Below are 17,748 nucleotides of genomic sequence, written 5' to 3'. Positions count from 1 at the left end.
CGAGGTGACCTTGGCGAGGACAGCTTCGGCGGAGAGACGCCCCCTGGCCCTGCGCTGGGCGCCGTACCTGCTGATCTCCCCGACCGTCGTGCTGATCGCGGTGTTCCTCGTCTACCCCATCGGCAGCGTTCTGTATTACAGCCTGCAGCACTACAACCTGACCAGGCCGTGGGCCAACGGCTTCGCGGGCCTGGACAACTTCCGGGAGATGCTGTTCGAGGACCCTCTCTTCTGGTCCAGCCTGGGCTTCACCGCCCAATGGGTGCTCGTGGAGATCGTGCTGCAGCTCGTCCTCGGCCTGGCGCTCGCGCTCATAGTGAATGAAAGTTTCATCGGCCGGGGGCTGGCCCGATCGCTGGTGTTCTCCCCGTGGGCGGTCTCCGGCGTCCTCACCACCAGCATCTGGATCCTGCTCTACAACCCCACGACCGGAATCGTGCGCTACCTCGGCGCGCCGGAGGCGGCCGTGCTCGGCAACCCCGACACCGTCTTCGGCGCCCTGGTCATCACCGAGCTGTGGCGGGGCGTGCCGTTCTTCGCCATCCTGCTGCTCGCCGGCCTCGCGGGCATCCCCGGCGAGCTGTACGAGGCGGCGGCCGTGGACGGGGCGGGCCGCGTGCGCCGCTTCCTGCACGTCACGCTGCCGCACCTGCGCGACGCGATCGTGCTGGCCACGCTGCTCCGCTCGGTGTGGGAGTTCAACAACGTGGACCTGATCTACACCCTCACCGGCGGCGGGCCCGCGCAGGCCACCACCACCCTGCCCCTGTACGTGGCCCAGCGGGCCATCGACTCCAAGGACTTCGGGTACGGGTCGGCGCTCACCACGGCCGGCTTCCTGATCCTGCTGTTCTGCTCGCTGCTGTACCTCCGGCTGAGCCGCTTCGGCGCGGACCACAAGGGATGAGGGGCGGTTCCATGGCGACCGAGGTCATCGTGCGAGACCGTCCCCGGACGGCGGCGGGCACCCCGCCCGGCGCGCGGAAGGACCCGCGCAAGGACCGGGGGCGGGTGCTGCGGCTGTACGTCCCGCTCGGGCTCTACCTGGTGTTCACGCTCGTCCCCTTCTACTGGATGATCGTGTTCGCGCTGCGGCCGACGGGGTCGACCGCCCCGGTGCCGTGGCCGATCACCTTCGAGCACTTCGACACCGTCTGGAATGACATCGGGTACGCCGTCTTCTTCAAGAACAGCGTGATCGTCGGCGTGCTGTCGCTGTTCTTCACCACGGGCATCGCGCTCATGGGCGGCTACGCGCTGGCGCGGTTCCGCTTCCGCGGCAGGACGGTCTTCCTGGTCGTGCTGCTGTGCACGCAGTTCATCCCGGGCGCCATGATGCTGATCCCGCTGTTCACCATCTTCAAGGGCCTGGGGCTCATCAACTCCCTGTGGAGCCTGGTGATCGCCGGCACGGTCTTCAACCTGCCGCTGTCGATCATCCTCATGAGCGGGTTCGTCTCCTCGGTCCCCTTCCAGGTGGAGGAGGCGGCGATGGTCGACGGCTGCACCCGGGGCCGCGCGTTCCTCGCGGTCGTGCTGCCCCAGCTGCGCCCCGGGCTCGTCGCCGTGGGCTCGTTCGCGTTCATCGACACCTGGAACACCTTCCTGTTCGCGCTGATGTTCATCAGCAGGCAGGACAACTTCACGATCCCCGTCGGCCTCAGCTACACCATCGGGGAGTACAGCGCCGACTTCGGAGCCCTGGCGGCGGGCGGCGTCATAGCCGCCGTCCCCGTCGTGCTCGTGTTCGCCGTGATCCAGCGCTATCTCGTGCACGGCCTGAGCGCCGGCGCCGTGAAGGGATAGCACCCCCCGAAAGAAGGACACCGGAAGATGAGAAGAATCACGAAGGTCTGCTCGGCGGCCGTCGCCGCGCTCGCCCTGTGCGTCACCGCGGCGGCATGCGGGTCCGACTCCGGCGGTGGCGGCGGGGGTGGCGAGGGATCCGGCGCGACCACCATCACGTTCTGGGACAACAACGGCGGCGTGCGCACCCCGATCTACCAGGAGCTGATCAAGCGCTTCGAGGCGGCCAACCCGACGATCAAGGTCGAGTACGTGGGCATCCCGATCGCCTCGGTGCAGCAGAAGTACGACACCGCCATCGCCGGCGGCGAGACCCCCGACGTCGGCGGCGTGACCACCAGCTACCTGGCCAACCTGACCGGGCAGCAGGCGCTGGAGCCGGCCGACGCCTGGCTCGCCGGCAGCGCGGTGAACGGCAAGGTGCTCGACAGCATGCTGGCCTCGGTCAAGCAGGCCACCCCCGACGGCAAGCTCTACATGGTGCCGGCGACCTCCAACCTCGACGTCGTCTGGTACCAGAAGGACAAGCTCGCCGAGGCCGGGGTCGAGGCGCCCGAGACCTGGGACGAGTTCTTCACCGCCGTCGGCAAGCTGACCAAGACGCCCGACCAGTACGGCTGGACCATCCGCGGCGGCGCCGGATCGATCTTCCAGCTCCTCGCCGAGGCCTACGCCTACTCCGGCGTCACGGAGTTCTTCGACGCCTCGGGCAAGAGCACCGTGAACGACCCCGCGAACGCCGAGCTGGTCGGCAAGATCGCCGCGCTGTACAAGAAGGCCACGCCCGAGGCCGACGTCACCAACGACTTCCCGAAGATGGTGGCCCAGTTCACCAGCGGCAAGGTCGCGATGATGCACCACAACCTGGGGTCCTACAACGACCACGTCAAGGCGTTCGGCGCCGAGAAGATCGACGCCTACCCGCTGCCGGTCGGCGCCTCCGGCAAGCGCACCATCGTGGCCAACCCGGTCGACGGGTTCGGCGTCTTCAAGAACAGCGAGCACAAGGAAGCCGCCTGGAAGTTCGTCGAGTTCCTGGTCTCCAAGGAGAACAACTCCTACTGGAACCAGCAGACCGGGCAGATCCCGGCGAACAAGGACGCCCAGCAGGACGCCTGGATCGACGAGCGCCCCTACCTCAAGAGCGCCGTCGAGGTGCTGGCCGACCCCGCCACGGTCGTCGTCTCCCCGCCCTACCACCTGCCGCAGTTCTCCTCCATCACCAAGGCCGACACCGAGCCGCTGTTCCAGAAGGTGCTGCTGGGCCAGATGAAGCCGCAGGAGTTCCTCGACACCATGGGCCAGATGCTCACGGAGGCTCAGGCCGAGTGGAAGAAGTCCCACTCCAACTAGACCCGGCCCGCGGGGCCGGCGGCGGCCCGGGGCCCGCGCCCGTCACCTGACCACGGGCGGGGGCCCCGGAGCCGGCTCCGCACCGGGCGCGCCGGCCGTGGCGGGCCGGCACCCGCCCCGGGGCGCCCCGCGCGCCGTCGCCAGTCGCACGAGGTCGCACGAGAAGGAGCGTCATGGCCGTCATCGAGCGTGTCACCGTCACCGTGTTCAGCACCGTCATCCGGTCCGTGGTGGACGGCCACGGGCACCGGCATCCGGGCCCGCCGCGCGAGGTCCAGGAGGCGCTGCTGGAGATCACCGACAGCGACGGCGTCAAGGGCTACTGCCTGGGGCAGGCGGAGACCCTCAGGGAGAGCATGATCAAGGCCCATGTCCGGCCCGTGCTCGTCGGCCAGGACGGCCTCGACCGCGAGCGCCTGTGGCACGCGCTCGCGCGGCGGCAGCGCGGGGCGCACGGCCACCTCACCGACCGCCTGCTCAGCACCGTCGACCAGGCGCTGTGGGACCTGGCGGGCCGCGCGTTCGGCGTCCCGGTGTGGAAGCTGCTCGGCGGCGCGCGCGCCACCATCCCCGCCTACGCCAGCACCATGTGCGGCGACGACATCCCCGGCGGCCTCGCGTCCTTCTCCGACTACGCCGACTTCGCCAAGGAGCTGGTCGCGCGCGGCTACCGCGGGATCAAGCTGCACACCTGGATGCCGCCGATGCCGTTCGGGGTCGACCTGGACATCAAGGCGTGCACGGCGGTGCGCGAGGCCGTGGGGCCCGACGTCGCGCTCATGCTCGACAGCAACCACTGGTACAGCCGCACCGACGCGCTCAGGCTCGGCCGGGCGCTCGACGAGCTGGGCTTCGCCTGGTACGAGGAGCCGATGGAGGAGGCGTCCGTCCAGTCGTACCGGTGGCTGGCGGAGCAGCTGGCCACGCCGATCCTCGGCCCGGAGACCTCCTGGGGCAAGCACATGGCGCGGGCCGAGTGGGTGGCGGCCGGCGCCTGCGACATCCTGCGCGTCGGGGTGGTCGGCTCGGGCGGCGTCATCCCGGCCCTGAAGGCGGTGCACACGGCCGAGTCGTTCGGCATGGGCTGCGAGATCCACGGCAACGGCTCGGGGGCGCTGGCCGTCATCGGGGCCACGATGTGCGGCGAGTGGTACGAGCGCGGCCTGCTGCACCCGCACTCCGACTACGACACCCCGCCGCCGCACCTGCGCTCCATCGTCGACCCGCTGGAGGAGTCGGGGAACGTCACGCTTCCGTTACGCCCCGGCCTCGGGGACGATCTTGACTTCGACCACGTCGCCGCCCATACGGTTGCCACATGGTGAAGACCGTGAAGAACGTACTCCTGACCGGCGCGGCCGGAAGGATCGGCACCTGCCTGACCGCGGGGCTGCCCGAACACGGCTACACGCTGCGGCTCCTCGACAGGCGCCCCGTCGAGGACACCCTCCACGAGACGATCGTGGGGGACGTCGACGACCCGGCCGTGCTGGCGCGGGCGGTGGAGGGCGTGGACGCCGTGGTCCACATGGCCGGCAACGCGTCGCCCAAGGCGGGGTGGGAGGAGGTGCTCGGCGCCAACATCGACGCCACCTACCGCGTCTTCGAGGCGGCCAGGCGCGCGGGCGTCGAGCGGGTCGTCTTCGCCAGCAGCAACCACGCCGCGGGCTTCACGCGGCGCCAGGAGCTGGTGGCGCCGGACACCCCCGTGGCCCCCGACTCGCTCTACGGCGTCTCCAAGGCGTACGGCGAGGCGCTCGGCCGTTACTACTCCGACAGGTACGGCATGCGGGTGGCGTCGCTGCGCATCGGCTCGTTCTGCCCGGAGCCGGTGAACGCGCGCACGCTGTCGACCTGGATCAGCCCGGCCGACATGGTGCGGCTGATGCACGCGTGCCTGACGGCGCCGGAGCTGACCTACGCGGTGCTCTGGGGCGTGTCGGCCAACACGCGCAACTGGTGGGACCTCGGCCCCGGCCGCGCCCTCGGCTACCACCCGCGCGACGACGCGGAGCCGTACGCCGATCGGATGCCCGAGCTGGATCAGGACGACCCCGAATACGCCTGGCTGGGTGGGCGCGTTGTCGAGTCCTGACCGGCGAGAATAGAGGAAAGATGCGGCAGGGAGGACGGACATGACCGAGCAGGGGATCGCTGTGCCGCATGTGAAGTCCGCCGTCCGCACGGTGGAGCTTCTCGACTTCTTCGCCCAGTACCCCGGTCTGCACAGTCTCTCCGACCTGCAGGGCAAGCTCGGCTACCCCAAGAGCAGCCTGCACGCGCTGCTGCGCACCCTGGTCGACCTCGGCTGGATCGAGACCGACGTCACCGGCACCCTTTACCGCATAGGCATGCGGGCGCTGCTGGTCGGCGCCACGTACATCGACGGCGACCCGGTGGTGCAGCTCGCGCGCGACGCGCTCGACTGGCTGGCCGAGGTCACCGGGGAGACCGTCCACCTGGCCCGGCTCGACCACTTCGACGTCGTCTACCTCGCCACCCGTGCCTCGCGCCACTACCTGCGGCCGTTCACGCGGGTGGGCCGCCGCCTGCCGGCCAGCACGACCTCACTCGGCAAGGCGATCCTGGCCACCCGCGACGACGACGAGGTGGCGCGGCTGGTGCCGGCGACGCTGCCCCGGCTGACCAAGAACACCATCGTCGAGCAGGCGCAGCTCGTGGCCGACCTGCGCCGCATCCGCAAGCGCGGGTACTCCGTCGACCGCGAGGAGAACACCGAGGGCCTGCGCTGCTTCGGCGTCGCGCTGGACATCGCCTACCCGCCGCGCGACGCCGTCAGCGTCTCGGTGCCGATTCCCCGGCTGACCGCCGGCCGCGACAAGGAGATCGCGGCCTGCCTGCTGGAGGCGCGCGACCGCATCGAGGTCGCCGCCCGAGGCGTCCGCCGCACCTACTAGCGCCCGCCCGGCCCGGCCGCTTGACCGCACACGCCTGTGGTTGTTCTATATAGCAATATTGCATTCTATGTAACGGAATAGGAGGCGTGGTGGAGGTACGGTACGCGACCGCACCCGACCAGGTGCCCGGCATGACGACCGACCGGCTGCGGAGCCGGTTCCTGGCCGAGGAGCTGTTCGTCGCCGGGCAGGTGCGCCTGGTGTACTCCCACGAGGACCGCATCATCGTCGGGGGCGCCCTGGCGCAGGAGACGACGATCGAGCTGCCCTGCCCCGGCGAGCTGCGCTCGGAGTACTTCCTCGAACGCCGCGAGCTCGGGGTGGTCAACCTCGGCGACCCCGGCACCGTGACCGTCGACGGCACGCCGCACCGGCTCGGCACCAAGGAGTGCCTGTACGTCGGCAGGGGAGCCCGCGCGGTCTCGTTCGCGGGAGGGGCCTTCTACCTGGTCTCCACCCCCGCCCACACCGAGTACCCGACGGCCGGGGCCGGGCTGGACGACGCCGAGCCGGTGCGGCTGGGCTCGCAGGAGGGGTCCAACGACCGGACGATCTACAAGTACATCCACGCCAAGGGCATCCAGAGCTGCCAGCTCGTCCTGGGCGTCACCGTGCTGGAGCCCGGCAGCATGTGGAACACCATGCCCTGCCACACCCACGAGCGCCGCACCGAGGTCTACCTGTACTTCGACGTCCCGGCCGGCCAGCGGGTCGTGCACCTCATGGGGAGGCCGGACGAGACCCGCAACATCATGGTCGCCGACCGCCAGGCCGTGATCTCCCCGCCCTGGTCGGTGCACTGCGGGTTCGGCACCCGCGCCTACTCCTTCGTCTGGGCGATGGGCGGGGAGAACCAGGCCTACGACGACATGGAACAGGTCGCGATCGGCGAGATGCGGTGATGTTCAGCCTCGAAGGCAGGACGGCGCTGGTCACCGGCACCCGCACCGGCATCGGCCGGGCAATCGCGGTGGGGCTGGCGCGGGCGGGCGCCGACGTCGTCCTGCACGGCCACCGCGACGACCTGGACGAGGTCGAGGCCGAGGTCCGCAAGACCGGCAGGGAGGCCTGGCGCTGGATCGCCGACCTGTCGGACGTCTCGCTGCTCGGGCGGGCGGCCGGCGAGCTGCTCGCCCGGCACCGCGTCGACATCCTGGTCAACAACGCCGGGATCATCCGCAGGGCCCCGGCGGCGGAGCACTCCTTCGACGACTGGCGGGCGGTGATGGACGTCGACCTGGACGCCGCCTTCCTGCTCAGCAAGGCCGTGGGCGTGCCGATGCTCGAACGCGGCGCCGGGAAGATCATCATGATCGCGTCGATGCTCTCGTTCCAGGGCGGCGTCAACGTCGTCGGCTACACCGCGGCCAAGCACGCCGTCGCGGGCCTCACCCGCGCCCTGGCCTGCGAGTGGGCGCCGTACGGCGTGCAGGTCAACGCCATCGCCCCCGGGTACATCGCCACCGGCAACACCGGGGCCCTGCGGGCCGACCCCGAGCGCGAGCCGGCGATCCGGGCCCGCATCCCCGCCGGGCGGTGGGGGATGCCGGAGGACCTCACGGGCGCGGCCGTCTTCCTCGCCTCGCGCGGCGCCGACTACGTCAACGGCCACGTGCTCGCCGTGGACGGCGGCTGGCTCGCCAGGTGATGTTCCCGCCGCGCTGTTAGTAGGCTCGGAGCGTGGTCAGGGAAGGCAGCTCCATCGACAAGGCGCTGGCGGTGCTGGAGGCTATCGCCGAGCACCACCGCGTCACCGACATCGCCGCGGCGACCGGCGTCTCCAAGTCGACCGTCCACCGCATCCTGCAGTCGCTCGTCGAGTGGGGCTTCGCCCGTGCCGACGGCGCGGGCGGTTACGAGCCGGGGCCGCGCATCCTCACCCTGGCGGGCAAGGTGATGAGCCGCTTCGACCCCTCGCGGCAGGCGTCGGCGGCCCTGCGGGCGCTGCACGAGCGCACCGGCTACACCACCCACTTCGGCATCCGCAGCGCCGACGAGGCGGTCTACGTCGACAAGCTGGAGGGGCGCAGGCCCTACCAGATGCCGTCCCGGGTGGGCATGAGCCTGCGCCTGCACAGCACCGCGATCGGCAAGGCGATCCTGGCCGAGCTGGACGACGACGAGGTGCGGGCGATCGCCGGCCGCACCGGCCTGCCCCGCCTGACCGCGGCCACCCTCACCGGCGTCGAGGAGCTGCTGGCGCACCTGGGCAAGGTGCGCGCGCTCGGCTACGCCCTGGACGACGAGGAGAACGAGCCGGGCATCCGCTGCGTCGGCGCGGCGGTCTTCGACCACACCGGCCGGGTGCTCGGCGGCATCTCGATCTCCACCCTCGCCATGGACATGGAGCCCGACGCCCTGGAGCGGCTGGCCCCCGTCGTGGCGGCCACGGCCCGGGACGTCTCGGTGGCCCTGGGCGCCCCGGGGACGGCCTTCTCCCGCGCCCGCCCGGCGGGCTGAGGCGACGGGCAGAGGGGCCCGGTTCGTGGCCAGACCTGGCCGCGCTAGGGCGAGCGCGTCCCGTCGAGCAGGCGCCTGATCTCCTCCCCGGTGGCGACGCGGCCGGTGCCGCCCTGTCCCTCCAGGCTGATGGCGGCGGCGGCCGTGCCGGCACGCACGGCGTCGGCGAGCTCGTCCCCGGCGGCCATCCGGGCGGCCAGCGTGCCCGCGAAGGCGTCGCCGGCCCCCGTCTGGTCCACGATCTTCCGTGCCGGGATCGCCGGCACCCGCCGCAGCCGGACGCCGTCCGCGCCGCGCTCGCCCACCAGGACGCCCTCGGGCCCCAGGGTGACGGCCACCGCGCGCGCGCCGAGCCCCAGGCAGGCTCGTGCGGCCTTCTCCGGGTCGTCGGCTCCCAGCAGCGGCCCGCTGTCCCCCGGGCACGAGGGGGTCACCAGGGCGGCGTACGGGGCGACCGCCTCCAGCGCCTCCCGGGCGGCCTGCGGGCCGGTGAGCCGGAAGCGGTAGTTGGGGTCGTAGACGACGCCGCCGCCGGCGCCGTGGACGGTGGCGGCGGCGTGCCGCACGGCGCGGGCGCAGGAGTCCGACAGCGCCGACGTGATCCCGGAGACGAGCAGCACGGCCGTCTCGCCGAGCGGCACGTCGGTGAGGTCCGCGGGGCCCATGCGGGAGGCCGCGCTGCACGCGCGCATGTAGGCGAAGGCCCGGTCGCCGCCGGGGTCGGCGCCGACGGCGTAGGCGCCGGTGGAGCCGGCGCCCCTGCGCATCCACCGGGTGTCGACGCCGCGGCCGGCGGCGAAGCGGATCAGGCGCTCGCCGAACTCGTCGTCGCCGACGAACGTGACCAGGGCGGCGTGCGCCCCCGCCGCGGCCGCCGCCACGGCGGCGTTCAGCGCGTCGCCGGAGAAGGACAGCTGGAAGGTGTCCGCCTCGGTCAGGGGGGCGGGCGCCGAGAACTCGATCAACGGCTCGCCGATCACCATCACGTCCAACGACGGACTCCTTTGTTCATGTAGCGGACTCTGATTTCATGTAACGGTACAGCCGTACATTGGAGGACATCATGCCCAACATCACCGTAGAACTGCTGTCGGGTCGCACGATGGACCAGCGCCGCGAGTTCGTCGCGGCGGTCACCGAAGCGGCCATCGGCATCCTGAAGGCGCGCAGGGAGTCGGTGCGCATCGTCTTCACCGAGATCGAGAAGTCCGACGTCGCCAACGGCGGCACCCTGGAGTCGGACAAGTAGCCGCGGGGACGCCGACGCGGCCGGAAGGGGACCTCCCCCTCCGGCCGCGTACCGGCGACGGCGGCGCTCACGCCGTGACGGTGTGCCGTCCGGAGACGTCGTCGTCGTCCAGGGAGTCGATCAGCTCGTCCCTGTCGGGCCGGTTCTCCGGCCGCAGGAAACCGATGACGACGTAGAGGATCAGCGAGGTGACCAGGGGCGCGGCGACGACCAGCGTCAGGTTCGCCGAGGCGATCACCCACTTGAGCACGGTCCAGACGCCGAGGCCCGCGGCCCAGGACACGATGGCCGCCGTGGGGCCGCTGCGCCGGAACCACGGCAGCAGGCCCAGCATGAGCGGGATCGAGATCGGCCCCATCGTCGCGGCCACGATGTCCACCACGATCTTCAGCACCACGCCCTGGCCCTGGGTGACGATCGCGATCGTCATGCTGGTGGCCACGAAGACGAACGTGGTGATCCGCGCCAGCCGCAGCGCCGCCTGGGCCGACATCGTGCGCACCCGCTTCACGAACACGGGCAGCATGTCGCGGGTGATCACGGCGGAGATCACGTTGGCGTCCGAGGACACCATCGCCATGGTGTGCGAGAAGAACCCGGCGAGCACCAGGCCGATCAGCCCGGCCGGCAGCAGCTCCTGCGCCAGCCGCACGTACGACTGGTCGGAGTCGGCGAGGCCGGGGACGATCAGCGGCGCGGCGAACATCGGGATGAACAGGATCAGCGGCCAGACCAGCCACAGCGCGCTCGACAGCAGCGCCGCCTTCTTGGCCTGGGTGCCCGACGGCGCGCTCATGTACCGCTGGGCGAGGTTCCACATGCCGCCGTTGTACTCGAAGGTCTTGATCAGCAGGAAGGCCAGGAGGTAGGTGCCGGTGTAGGGCCCGGTCAGCGGGTCGCCGTGCCCCTCCGGCAGCCTGTCCCACATGGTCCACAGGGCGGGCACGCCGCCGAGCTGGCCCAGGACGGCCACGAACATCGCCACGCCGGCCACGCCCTGGATGACGAACTGCCCGAAGTCGGTCAGCACGTCGGCCCACAGGCCGCCCACGGTCACGTAGATCACCGTCACCACGCCGGTGAGCGCGATGCCGTACTGGATGGGGATGCCGGCGAAGCCCTTCAGCAGCACCGCGATGGCGACCCACTTGGCGGCGATGTCGACCACCTTCAGCAGCGCGCCGCTGTAGGCCATCACCTGCTGGGTGGGCAGGTTGTAGCGCCTGGTCAGGTACTCCAGCGGTGACACCACGCCGTGCTTGGACCGCAGCCGGTTCCAGCGGGCGGCGAACAGGAAGGCGCCGATGCCGACGCCGACGCCGATGGTCATCGCCCACCACACGTAGACGGTGAGGCCGTAGTCGTAGGCCACGGCCGCGAACGCGACGAACATGACCGCGCTGTAACCCGACATGTGGTGGGAGATCCCCGAGAGCCACCAGGGGATCCTCCCGGAGGCCGTGAAGTAGTCGATCACGGTCTTGATGCGGTTCTTCGACCACACCCCGATCGCGACCATGATCACGAAATAGGCCCCCAGTACGGACCAGTCGAGCGCGGACATCGGTCCTCCTTCCAACGGTTGATGGATGGAGGTTCCATTACATGAAACATCATGTCAATACATAGAACACAATCTCGTGTTCGCCGTGATGGCCCCCCGCGGGCGCGGGGCGGATGGGGGCCGCGAGTCCCGTGTGCCCGGCGCGCCTTCGCGCGTCCGGCCCGCCTCGGCCGTACCCTCCCTAACATGGCCACCCGTACGTCGAAAAGCACCCCAAAAGGGTCGGCGAAGCGGTCGGCGCCGTCGCGTGCGGCCTCCGCCAAGCGGCCGGCCGCCACGCGGAGCGGGCGCGCTTCCGGCGCGAGGCCGGCCGCGCGCCGCGGCGCCTCCACGCAGCCCGACCCGATCGGCTGGGTCTTCCTGGCCATCGGCAGGCTCTTCGTCGGCGTGTGGCTGCTGTTCGCCAACGGCATCGGCAGCGCCGCGCGGGCCCTGGGAGCGCAGGCGCGCGAGCTGGACCCCGCGCACCGCCGCGACGGCCTCGGCCTCGCGGTGCTGGCCGCCGCGGTCGTCCTGGCGGCGATGACCTGGCGCACCACGCGCGGCACGTTCGCCTCCGTGGTCGACGCCGTGCTGCGCGGCACCCTCGGCTCCCTGGCCTGGGCGGTGCCGCTCCTGCTCGCCCTGGTGGCCTGGCGCCTGCTGCGGCATCCCGACCAGAACGCCGACACCGCCCGCATGATGATCGGCTGGACCGCCCTGCTCGCCGGGCTGCTCGGCATCGTCCACGTCGCGCACGCCACGCCGTACCCCTCCGGGCCGAGCGCGACCGACGGCATGGACAAGGTCTCGGCGGCCGGCGGCATGATCGGCTTCATCGTCTCGGCGCCGCCCTCCAGCATCCTGCCGGCGTTCATCACCATCCCCCTGCTCCTGCTGCTGTCCGGCTTCGGCGTCCTGGTCATCACCGCTACGCCCGTCCACCGGGTGCCCGAGCGCCTGTCGGAGATCCGGCACATGCTCTTCCAGAAGGGCGACGGGCAGGCCAAGCCCAAGCCGGCGTCCAAGACCCCGCGCGGCTCGCGCGGGGCGCCCAAGCGGGACGCCGAAGCTCCCGTGGTCGGCGAGCACGTCAAGCCGTACGACACCCCCCTGGTCGAGGGCGGCCCCGGCCGTGTCCCCGACCACTCGCCCGAGATCGTTCCGGGCCTGGTCGACGAGGACGAGCCCGCCGAGCCCGCGCGCGTGCCCGAGCCGCCCGAGCCCACCCCGGCGCCGCGCACGGTCGAGCAGCTCGTGCTGTCCCCCCAGGCCGGGCCGTACTCCCTGCCCGACCCCAAGGCGCTGAGGCCGGGCACCCCGCCCAAGCCGCACACCAAGGCCAACTCCGTCGTGGTCAACGCCCTCAGCAGCGTGCTGGAGCAGTTCGCGATCGACGCCCAGGTGGTGGGCTTCACCCGCGGCCCGACGGTCACCCGGTACGAGATCGAGCTGGGCCCGGCCGTCAAGGTGGAGAAGGTCACCGCGCTCACCAGGAACATCGCCTACGCCGTCAAGTCGGCCGACGTCCGCATCCTGTCGCCGATCCCCGGCAAGTCGGCGATCGGCGTCGAGATCCCCAACACCGACAAGGACCTGGTCAGCCTGGGCGACGTGCTGCGCTCGCAGGTGGCGCAGGCCGACCACCACCCGATGATCGTGGGGCTCGGCAAGGACGTCGAGGGCCGCACCATCGTGGCCAACCTGGCGAAGATGCCGCACATCCTCATCGCCGGCGCCACCGGAGCGGGCAAGTCGACGTGCATCAACGGCCTGATCTGCTCGGTGCTGATGCGCGCCACCCCCGACGAGGTGCGGATGGTGCTGGTCGACCCCAAGCGGGTGGAGCTCAACACCTATGAGGGAATCCCTCACCTGATCACCCCGATCATCACCAACCCGAAGAAGGCCGCCGAGGCCCTCGAATGGGTCGTCGGGGAGATGGACCGCCGCTACGACGACCTGGCGGCCAGCGGCTTCCGTCACGTGGACGACTTCAACAAGGCCGTGCGCGCGGGCAAGCTGGTGCCGCCGCCGGGCAGCGAGCGCGTCTACGAGCCCTACCCGTACCTGCTGGTGATCGTCGACGAGCTGGCCGACCTGATGATGGTCGCCCCGCGCGACGTCGAGGACTCCATCGTCCGCATCACCCAGCTCGCGCGGGCGGCCGGCATCCACCTGGTCATCGCCACCCAGCGCCCCTCGGTGGACGTCGTCACCGGCCTGATCAAGGCCAACGTGCCCTCGCGGCTCGCGTTCGCCACCTCCTCGCTGGCCGACTCGCGCGTCATCCTCGACCAGCCCGGCGCCGAGAAGCTGGTCGGGCAGGGCGACGCGCTCTTCCTGCCGATGGGCGCCAGCAAGCCGATGCGCCTGCAGAACGCCTTCGTCTCCGAGAAGGAGATCGCCGACATCGTCGGGCACTGCAAGGCACAGATGCAGGTGGAGTACCGCGACGACGTCGCCGCCGTGGCGACCGCCAAGCGCGAGATCGACGAGGACATCGGCGACGACCTCGACCTGCTGGTGCAGGCGGCCGAGCTGATCGTCTCCACGCAGTTCGGCTCCACCTCGATGCTCCAGCGCAAGCTGCGCGTGGGCTTCGCCAAGGCCGGCCGCCTGATGGACCTGCTGGAGAGCCGCAACGTCGTCGGGCCGAGCGAGGGCTCCAAGGCCCGCGAGGTCATGGTGAAACCGGACGAACTACCCGGTCTGCTCGCCGACTTGCGGGGAGAGTGACCCCTCCGCGACCGGCCCTCTCGATAACTGATTGAATGTGAATGACTACGCATCGTCGGATTACGGGCGCGTAGCGCAGGGTGCACGGCGAGGGGGACGCATGAGCATTGGGGTGACGCTGGCCGCGGCACGGAACGCGGCGGGGATGACGGTCGCTCAGTTGAGCGCCCATACGCGCATCAGGGAGACGGTGATCTACGCCATGGAGCGGGATGACTTCTCGCTCTGCGGCGGCGACTTCTACGCCAGGGGACACGTCCGCAACATCGGCAAGGCGCTCGGGCTCGATCCCGACGCCGTGGTGCACCAGTACGACGAGGAGCACGGCGGCGTCCCGCGCCCGGTAAGGGCCGCGGCCGTCTTCCAGGCCGAGAGCACGATCAAGCTGCGCGAGCGCCGCAACCCCAACTGGTCGACCGCGATGGCCATCGCCCTCGCCATCGTCGCGGTGTTCGGCGTCACCCGCGTGATGAGCGGGTCGGGAGAGCCGGTCGCGACCGGCGCCGACCTTCGGCCGAGCGCCGTGCCGACCTCCTCCGCGTCCTCGCGGCCACCGGCCAACCCCAAGGCCGCCAAGCCGGTGAGCGACCTGGTGACGCTCCAGGTGAAGACCAGGAGCGCCTCCTTCCTGGAGGTGAGCGACTCCAAGGGCAAGCAGATGTTCCGCGGCACCATGCCCGCCGGGCAGATCTCGATCTGGAAGGCGCGCAAGGAGGTGCGGGTCACCATCGGCAACGCCGGAGGCGTCGACCTGAAGGTCAACGGCAAGCGTCTCGGGGTGCCGGGCAAGGTGGGGCAGCTCGTCCACAGGTCGTTCGGCCCCGAGGTGCCCAAGTCCAGGTGAAAGGCATGGTGGCGGCCGTCGGGAGCGCCGGGGCGCGGCGAGTACGGGGGGAGTGCGTCCCCCGGTGGCCAAGTGCCGATACCGTAGAGCCATCATGTCTTCCCGCCGTACCGCATCGCTGATAACGCTGGGCTGCGCCCGCAACGAGGTCGACTCCGAGGAGCTCGCCGCCCGACTGGAGGCCGCCGGGTGGCGGCTCGACGACGACGACCCCGATGTCGTCGTCGTCAACACGTGTGGCTTCATCGACTCGGCGAAGAAGGACTCGATCGACACCGTGCTCGCCGCGGCCGACTCCGGCGCCAAGGTCGTCGCCGCGGGCTGCATGGCCGAGCGCTACGGCAAGGAGCTCGCCGAGGCCCTGCCCGAGGCGTCGGCGGTCGTCTCCTTCGACGACTACGCCGCCATCGGGGACCGGCTGGACGACGTGCTGGCCGGCCGGCCGCTCGTCCCGCACACCCCGCGCGACCGGCGCACGCTGCTGCCGATCAGCCCGGTGGAGCGATCCGCGCACGCGGTCCACATCCCGGGCCACGGCGAGCTGCCCGAGGGGCTGGCGCCCGCCAGCGGCCCGCGCACGCTGCGCAAGCGGCTGTCGGGCGGCCCGGTCGCGTCGCTGAAGCTCGCCTCCGGGTGCGACCGCCGGTGCAGCTTCTGCGCCATCCCGGCGTTCCGCGGGTCCTACGTCTCCCGCCGCCCCGAGGAGCTGCTGGCCGAGGCCGCCTGGCTGGCCGCGCAGGGCGTGAAGGAGCTCGTGCTGGTCAGCGAGAACTCCACCTCCTACGGCAAGGACTTCGGCGACCTGCGGGCCCTGGAGAAGCTGCTCCCCGAGCTGGCCGCCGTCGAGGGCCTCGCCCGCGTCCGGGTGAGCTACCTGCAGCCGGCCGAGCTGCGGCCGGGCCTGATCGACGTCATCGCCGGCACCGAGGGCGTGGCGCCCTACTTCGACCTGTCGTTCCAGCACGCCAGCGGCCCGGTGCTGCGCCGCATGCGCCGCTTCGGCGACCCCCGCCGCTTCCTCGATCTGCTCCAGGCCGTCCGCGACCGGGCGCCCGAGGCCGGGGTGCGCTCCAACTTCATCGTCGGCTTCCCCGGCGAGACCGAGGCCGAGTTCGGCGAGCTCGCCGGGTTCCTGGAGGAGGCCGGGCTCGACGTCATCGGCCTGTTCGGGTACTCCGACGAGGAGGGCACCGAGGCCGCGCGGCTGGACGGCCACCTGGAGCAGGAGGTCGTCGACGAGCGGCTGGCCACGCTGAGCGCGCTCGCCGAGCAGCTCACCGCCCAGCGCGCCGAGGAGCGCATCGGGTCCGACCTGGAGGTCCTCATCGAGGAGGATCTCGGTGACGGCGGCTACGAGGGCCGCGCGGCCCACCAGGGCCCCGAGGTCGACGGCTCGGTCACCGTCCAGGGCATCGGCCTGGTGCCCGGCCAGATCGTCCGGGCCACGGTCGTCGACGCCGAAGGGGTCGACCTGATAGCGCGGATCAAGGCCGGGCCATGACCAACCCGCCGGAGACCGGCACCGAGCCGCTCACCCAGCCCGTGACCCGGCCCGTCAGCCCGTGGAACATCGCCAACGTGCTGACCGTCCTCCGGCTGCTCGTGGTGCCGCTCTTCGTCGTGTGCCTCTTCTCCGGCCCGGGCTGGCGCTACACCGCGCTCGTGGTGTTCCTGCTGGCCTCCCTGACCGACCAGCTCGACGGCTGGCTCGCCCGGCGGTACGGCCTGATCACCGACTTCGGGAAGATCGCCGACCCGATCGCCGACAAGGCGCTGATCGGCGCCGCGCTGGTCGCGCTCTCGCTGCTGTCCGAGCTGCCCTGGTGGGTCACGGTGGCCATCCTGGTGCGCGAGGCCGGCGTCACGGCCCTGCGGGTGGCGGTGATCCGGCACGGCGTCATCCCGGCCAGCTACGGCGGCAAGGTCAAGACCGTGCTGCAGATCGCCGCCATCGCGCTGTTCATCCTGCCGGGCGTGCCGGGGCTGTTGCGGTGGGTGCTGCTCGGCGCCGCGCTGGCCGTCACCGTGGTGACCGGCGTCGACTACGTCATCCGCGCCGTGCGGCTGCGGGCGGTGGCCGAGAAGGCCCGCGGGGAATGACCCCCGCGGCGACCGCCGACGCCGCGCGCGTGCTGGCTCTGCTGGTGCGCGGTGAGGCCACGGTCGCCGTCGCCGAGTCGCTCACGGCCGGTCTCATCGGGGCCGCGCTGACCCGCCCGAGCGGCGCCTCCGCCGCCTTCCGCGGCGGCGCGATCGTCTACGCGACCGACCTGAAGCACTCTTTGCTCGGCGTGCCGGAAGATCTCCTTGAGCGGGAGGGTGCCGTGCATCCCGCGGTCGCGGCGGCCATGGCCGGGGGGGTCCGGCGGCTCGCCGGGGCGACGTACGGGCTGGCCGCCACCGGGGTGGCCGGGCCCGACGAGCAGGACGGCAAGCCCGTCGGAACCGTGCACCTCGCCGTGGCAGGTCCCGGAGGCGCCGTATGGCACCGTGAGGTGGCCTTGAGCGGTTCCCGGGAACAGATCCGCGAAACCACAGTAAGGGAGGGTTTGGATCTTCTGAGAGGTGTGCTGGAGGCCCTTGTGGGGGAACATTCAGGATGATTACCGCGTTACGTCACCAGCGAACATGCTCCCCACGGTCTGCCGCGCGATTGGTCGATGCAGGTACGGTGGAGCTGTGAGTGAGGTTCGTGACCCATCGGTGATGAGCAGGTCCGGCGTACGCCCGGCGTTGGCGCCGAGCGAACCAGCGATGACGGCGAGGAGCATGTACGAAGGGCATTCGAAGAATGGGCGTTACGAACCGACCGCGCGGAGCGTCGTGAAGACGCCTG

General features: G+C 71.3%; 17 protein-coding genes. 15 read left to right on the top strand and 2 right to left on the bottom strand.

Going from position 1 to position 17,748, the window contains the following annotated elements; genetic code table 11:
- Positions 1-10 precede the first annotated feature (10 nt).
- The 9 genes from PYR91_RS07100 (at position 11) to PYR91_RS07060 (ending at position 8,537) form a co-directional block, all read left to right on the top strand.
- Positions 11-907 (top strand): sugar ABC transporter permease, encoded by an 897-nt coding sequence (locus tag PYR91_RS07100; RefSeq protein WP_279778368.1) that lies wholly within the window; start codon positions 11-13, stop codon positions 905-907.
- An 11-nt stretch (positions 908-918) separates the two neighbouring features.
- Positions 919-1,806 (top strand): carbohydrate ABC transporter permease, encoded by an 888-nt coding sequence (locus PYR91_RS07095; protein WP_279778367.1) that lies wholly within the window; start codon positions 919-921, stop codon positions 1,804-1,806.
- Positions 1,807-1,833: 27 nt separating this feature from the next.
- Complete coding sequence (locus tag PYR91_RS07090; protein ID WP_279778366.1) at positions 1,834-3,159, top strand: sugar ABC transporter substrate-binding protein; 1,326 nt, start codon at positions 1,834-1,836, stop codon at positions 3,157-3,159.
- Positions 3,160-3,332: 173 nt separating this feature from the next.
- Entirely contained in the window at positions 3,333-4,484 is a 1,152-nt protein-coding gene (locus tag PYR91_RS07085) for an enolase C-terminal domain-like protein (protein WP_279778365.1), read from the top strand.
- Entirely contained in the window at positions 4,478-5,254 is a 777-nt protein-coding gene (locus PYR91_RS07080) for an NAD(P)-dependent oxidoreductase (protein ID WP_279778364.1), read from the top strand. Before PYR91_RS07085 ends, PYR91_RS07080 begins: the two co-directional genes overlap by 7 nt.
- A gap of 40 nt (positions 5,255-5,294) precedes the next feature.
- A complete protein-coding gene (locus tag PYR91_RS07075) occupies positions 5,295-6,077 on the top strand; it encodes an IclR family transcriptional regulator (RefSeq protein WP_279778361.1) in 783 nt (260 codons plus the stop codon).
- An 89-nt stretch (positions 6,078-6,166) separates the two neighbouring features.
- A complete protein-coding gene (gene kduI, locus PYR91_RS07070) occupies positions 6,167-6,979 on the top strand; it encodes a 5-dehydro-4-deoxy-D-glucuronate isomerase (protein ID WP_279778360.1) in 813 nt (270 codons plus the stop codon).
- Entirely contained in the window at positions 6,979-7,725 is a 747-nt protein-coding gene (locus PYR91_RS07065) for an SDR family oxidoreductase (protein ID WP_279778359.1), read from the top strand. Before kduI ends, PYR91_RS07065 begins: the two co-directional genes overlap by 1 nt.
- Before the next feature lie 32 nt (positions 7,726-7,757).
- The gene (locus tag PYR91_RS07060) at positions 7,758-8,537 is read left to right on the top strand and encodes an IclR family transcriptional regulator (protein WP_279778358.1); all 780 of its coding nucleotides are present in this window, start codon (positions 7,758-7,760) and stop codon (positions 8,535-8,537) included.
- Positions 8,538-8,581: 44 nt separating this feature from the next.
- Here the strand turns inward: PYR91_RS07060 and PYR91_RS07055 are convergent, their stop codons facing one another.
- Positions 8,582-9,520, bottom strand: a complete 939-nt coding sequence (locus PYR91_RS07055) for a sugar kinase (RefSeq protein WP_279778486.1) — start codon at positions 9,518-9,520, stop codon at positions 8,582-8,584.
- An 80-nt stretch (positions 9,521-9,600) separates the two neighbouring features.
- On the opposite strand from PYR91_RS07055, the gene PYR91_RS07050 reads away from it, so the two are divergent.
- Entirely contained in the window at positions 9,601-9,786 is a 186-nt protein-coding gene (locus tag PYR91_RS07050) for a tautomerase family protein (protein ID WP_279778356.1), read from the top strand.
- 67 nt (positions 9,787-9,853) lie between these two features.
- On the opposite strand, the gene PYR91_RS07045 is transcribed toward PYR91_RS07050, so the two are convergent.
- A complete protein-coding gene (locus PYR91_RS07045; protein WP_279778355.1) occupies positions 9,854-11,350 on the bottom strand; it encodes a Na+:solute symporter in 1,497 nt (498 codons plus the stop codon).
- 186 nt (positions 11,351-11,536) lie between these two features.
- On the opposite strand from PYR91_RS07045, the gene PYR91_RS07040 reads away from it, so the two are divergent.
- From PYR91_RS07040 to PYR91_RS07020, 5 genes are all read left to right on the top strand, one after another.
- Positions 11,537-14,068 (top strand): DNA translocase FtsK, encoded by a 2,532-nt coding sequence (locus tag PYR91_RS07040; protein WP_279778354.1) that lies wholly within the window; start codon positions 11,537-11,539, stop codon positions 14,066-14,068.
- Positions 14,069-14,168: 100 nt separating this feature from the next.
- Positions 14,169-14,912, top strand: a complete 744-nt coding sequence (locus PYR91_RS07035) for a helix-turn-helix domain-containing protein (RefSeq protein WP_279778353.1) — start codon at positions 14,169-14,171, stop codon at positions 14,910-14,912.
- Between the two features lie 94 nt (positions 14,913-15,006).
- Entirely contained in the window at positions 15,007-16,413 is a 1,407-nt protein-coding gene (gene rimO / locus PYR91_RS07030) for a 30S ribosomal protein S12 methylthiotransferase RimO (RefSeq protein WP_279778352.1), read from the top strand.
- Entirely contained in the window at positions 16,410-17,012 is a 603-nt protein-coding gene (gene pgsA, locus PYR91_RS07025) for a CDP-diacylglycerol--glycerol-3-phosphate 3-phosphatidyltransferase (RefSeq protein WP_279778351.1), read from the top strand. The genes rimO and pgsA overlap by 4 nt, the downstream gene beginning before the upstream one ends.
- Positions 17,009-17,515 (top strand): nicotinamide-nucleotide amidohydrolase family protein, encoded by a 507-nt coding sequence (locus PYR91_RS07020; protein WP_279778350.1) that lies wholly within the window; start codon positions 17,009-17,011, stop codon positions 17,513-17,515. Before pgsA ends, PYR91_RS07020 begins: the two co-directional genes overlap by 4 nt.
- The last annotated feature ends 233 nt before the right edge of the window (positions 17,516-17,748 follow it).

Source organism: Sphaerisporangium sp. TRM90804, from assembly GCF_029846175.1.
Classification (GTDB): Bacteria; Actinomycetota; Actinomycetes; order Streptosporangiales; family Streptosporangiaceae; genus Sphaerisporangium.
The sequence above is the reverse complement of the archived record's forward strand: the minus strand, read 5'-3'. Positions and strand labels throughout refer to the sequence as shown.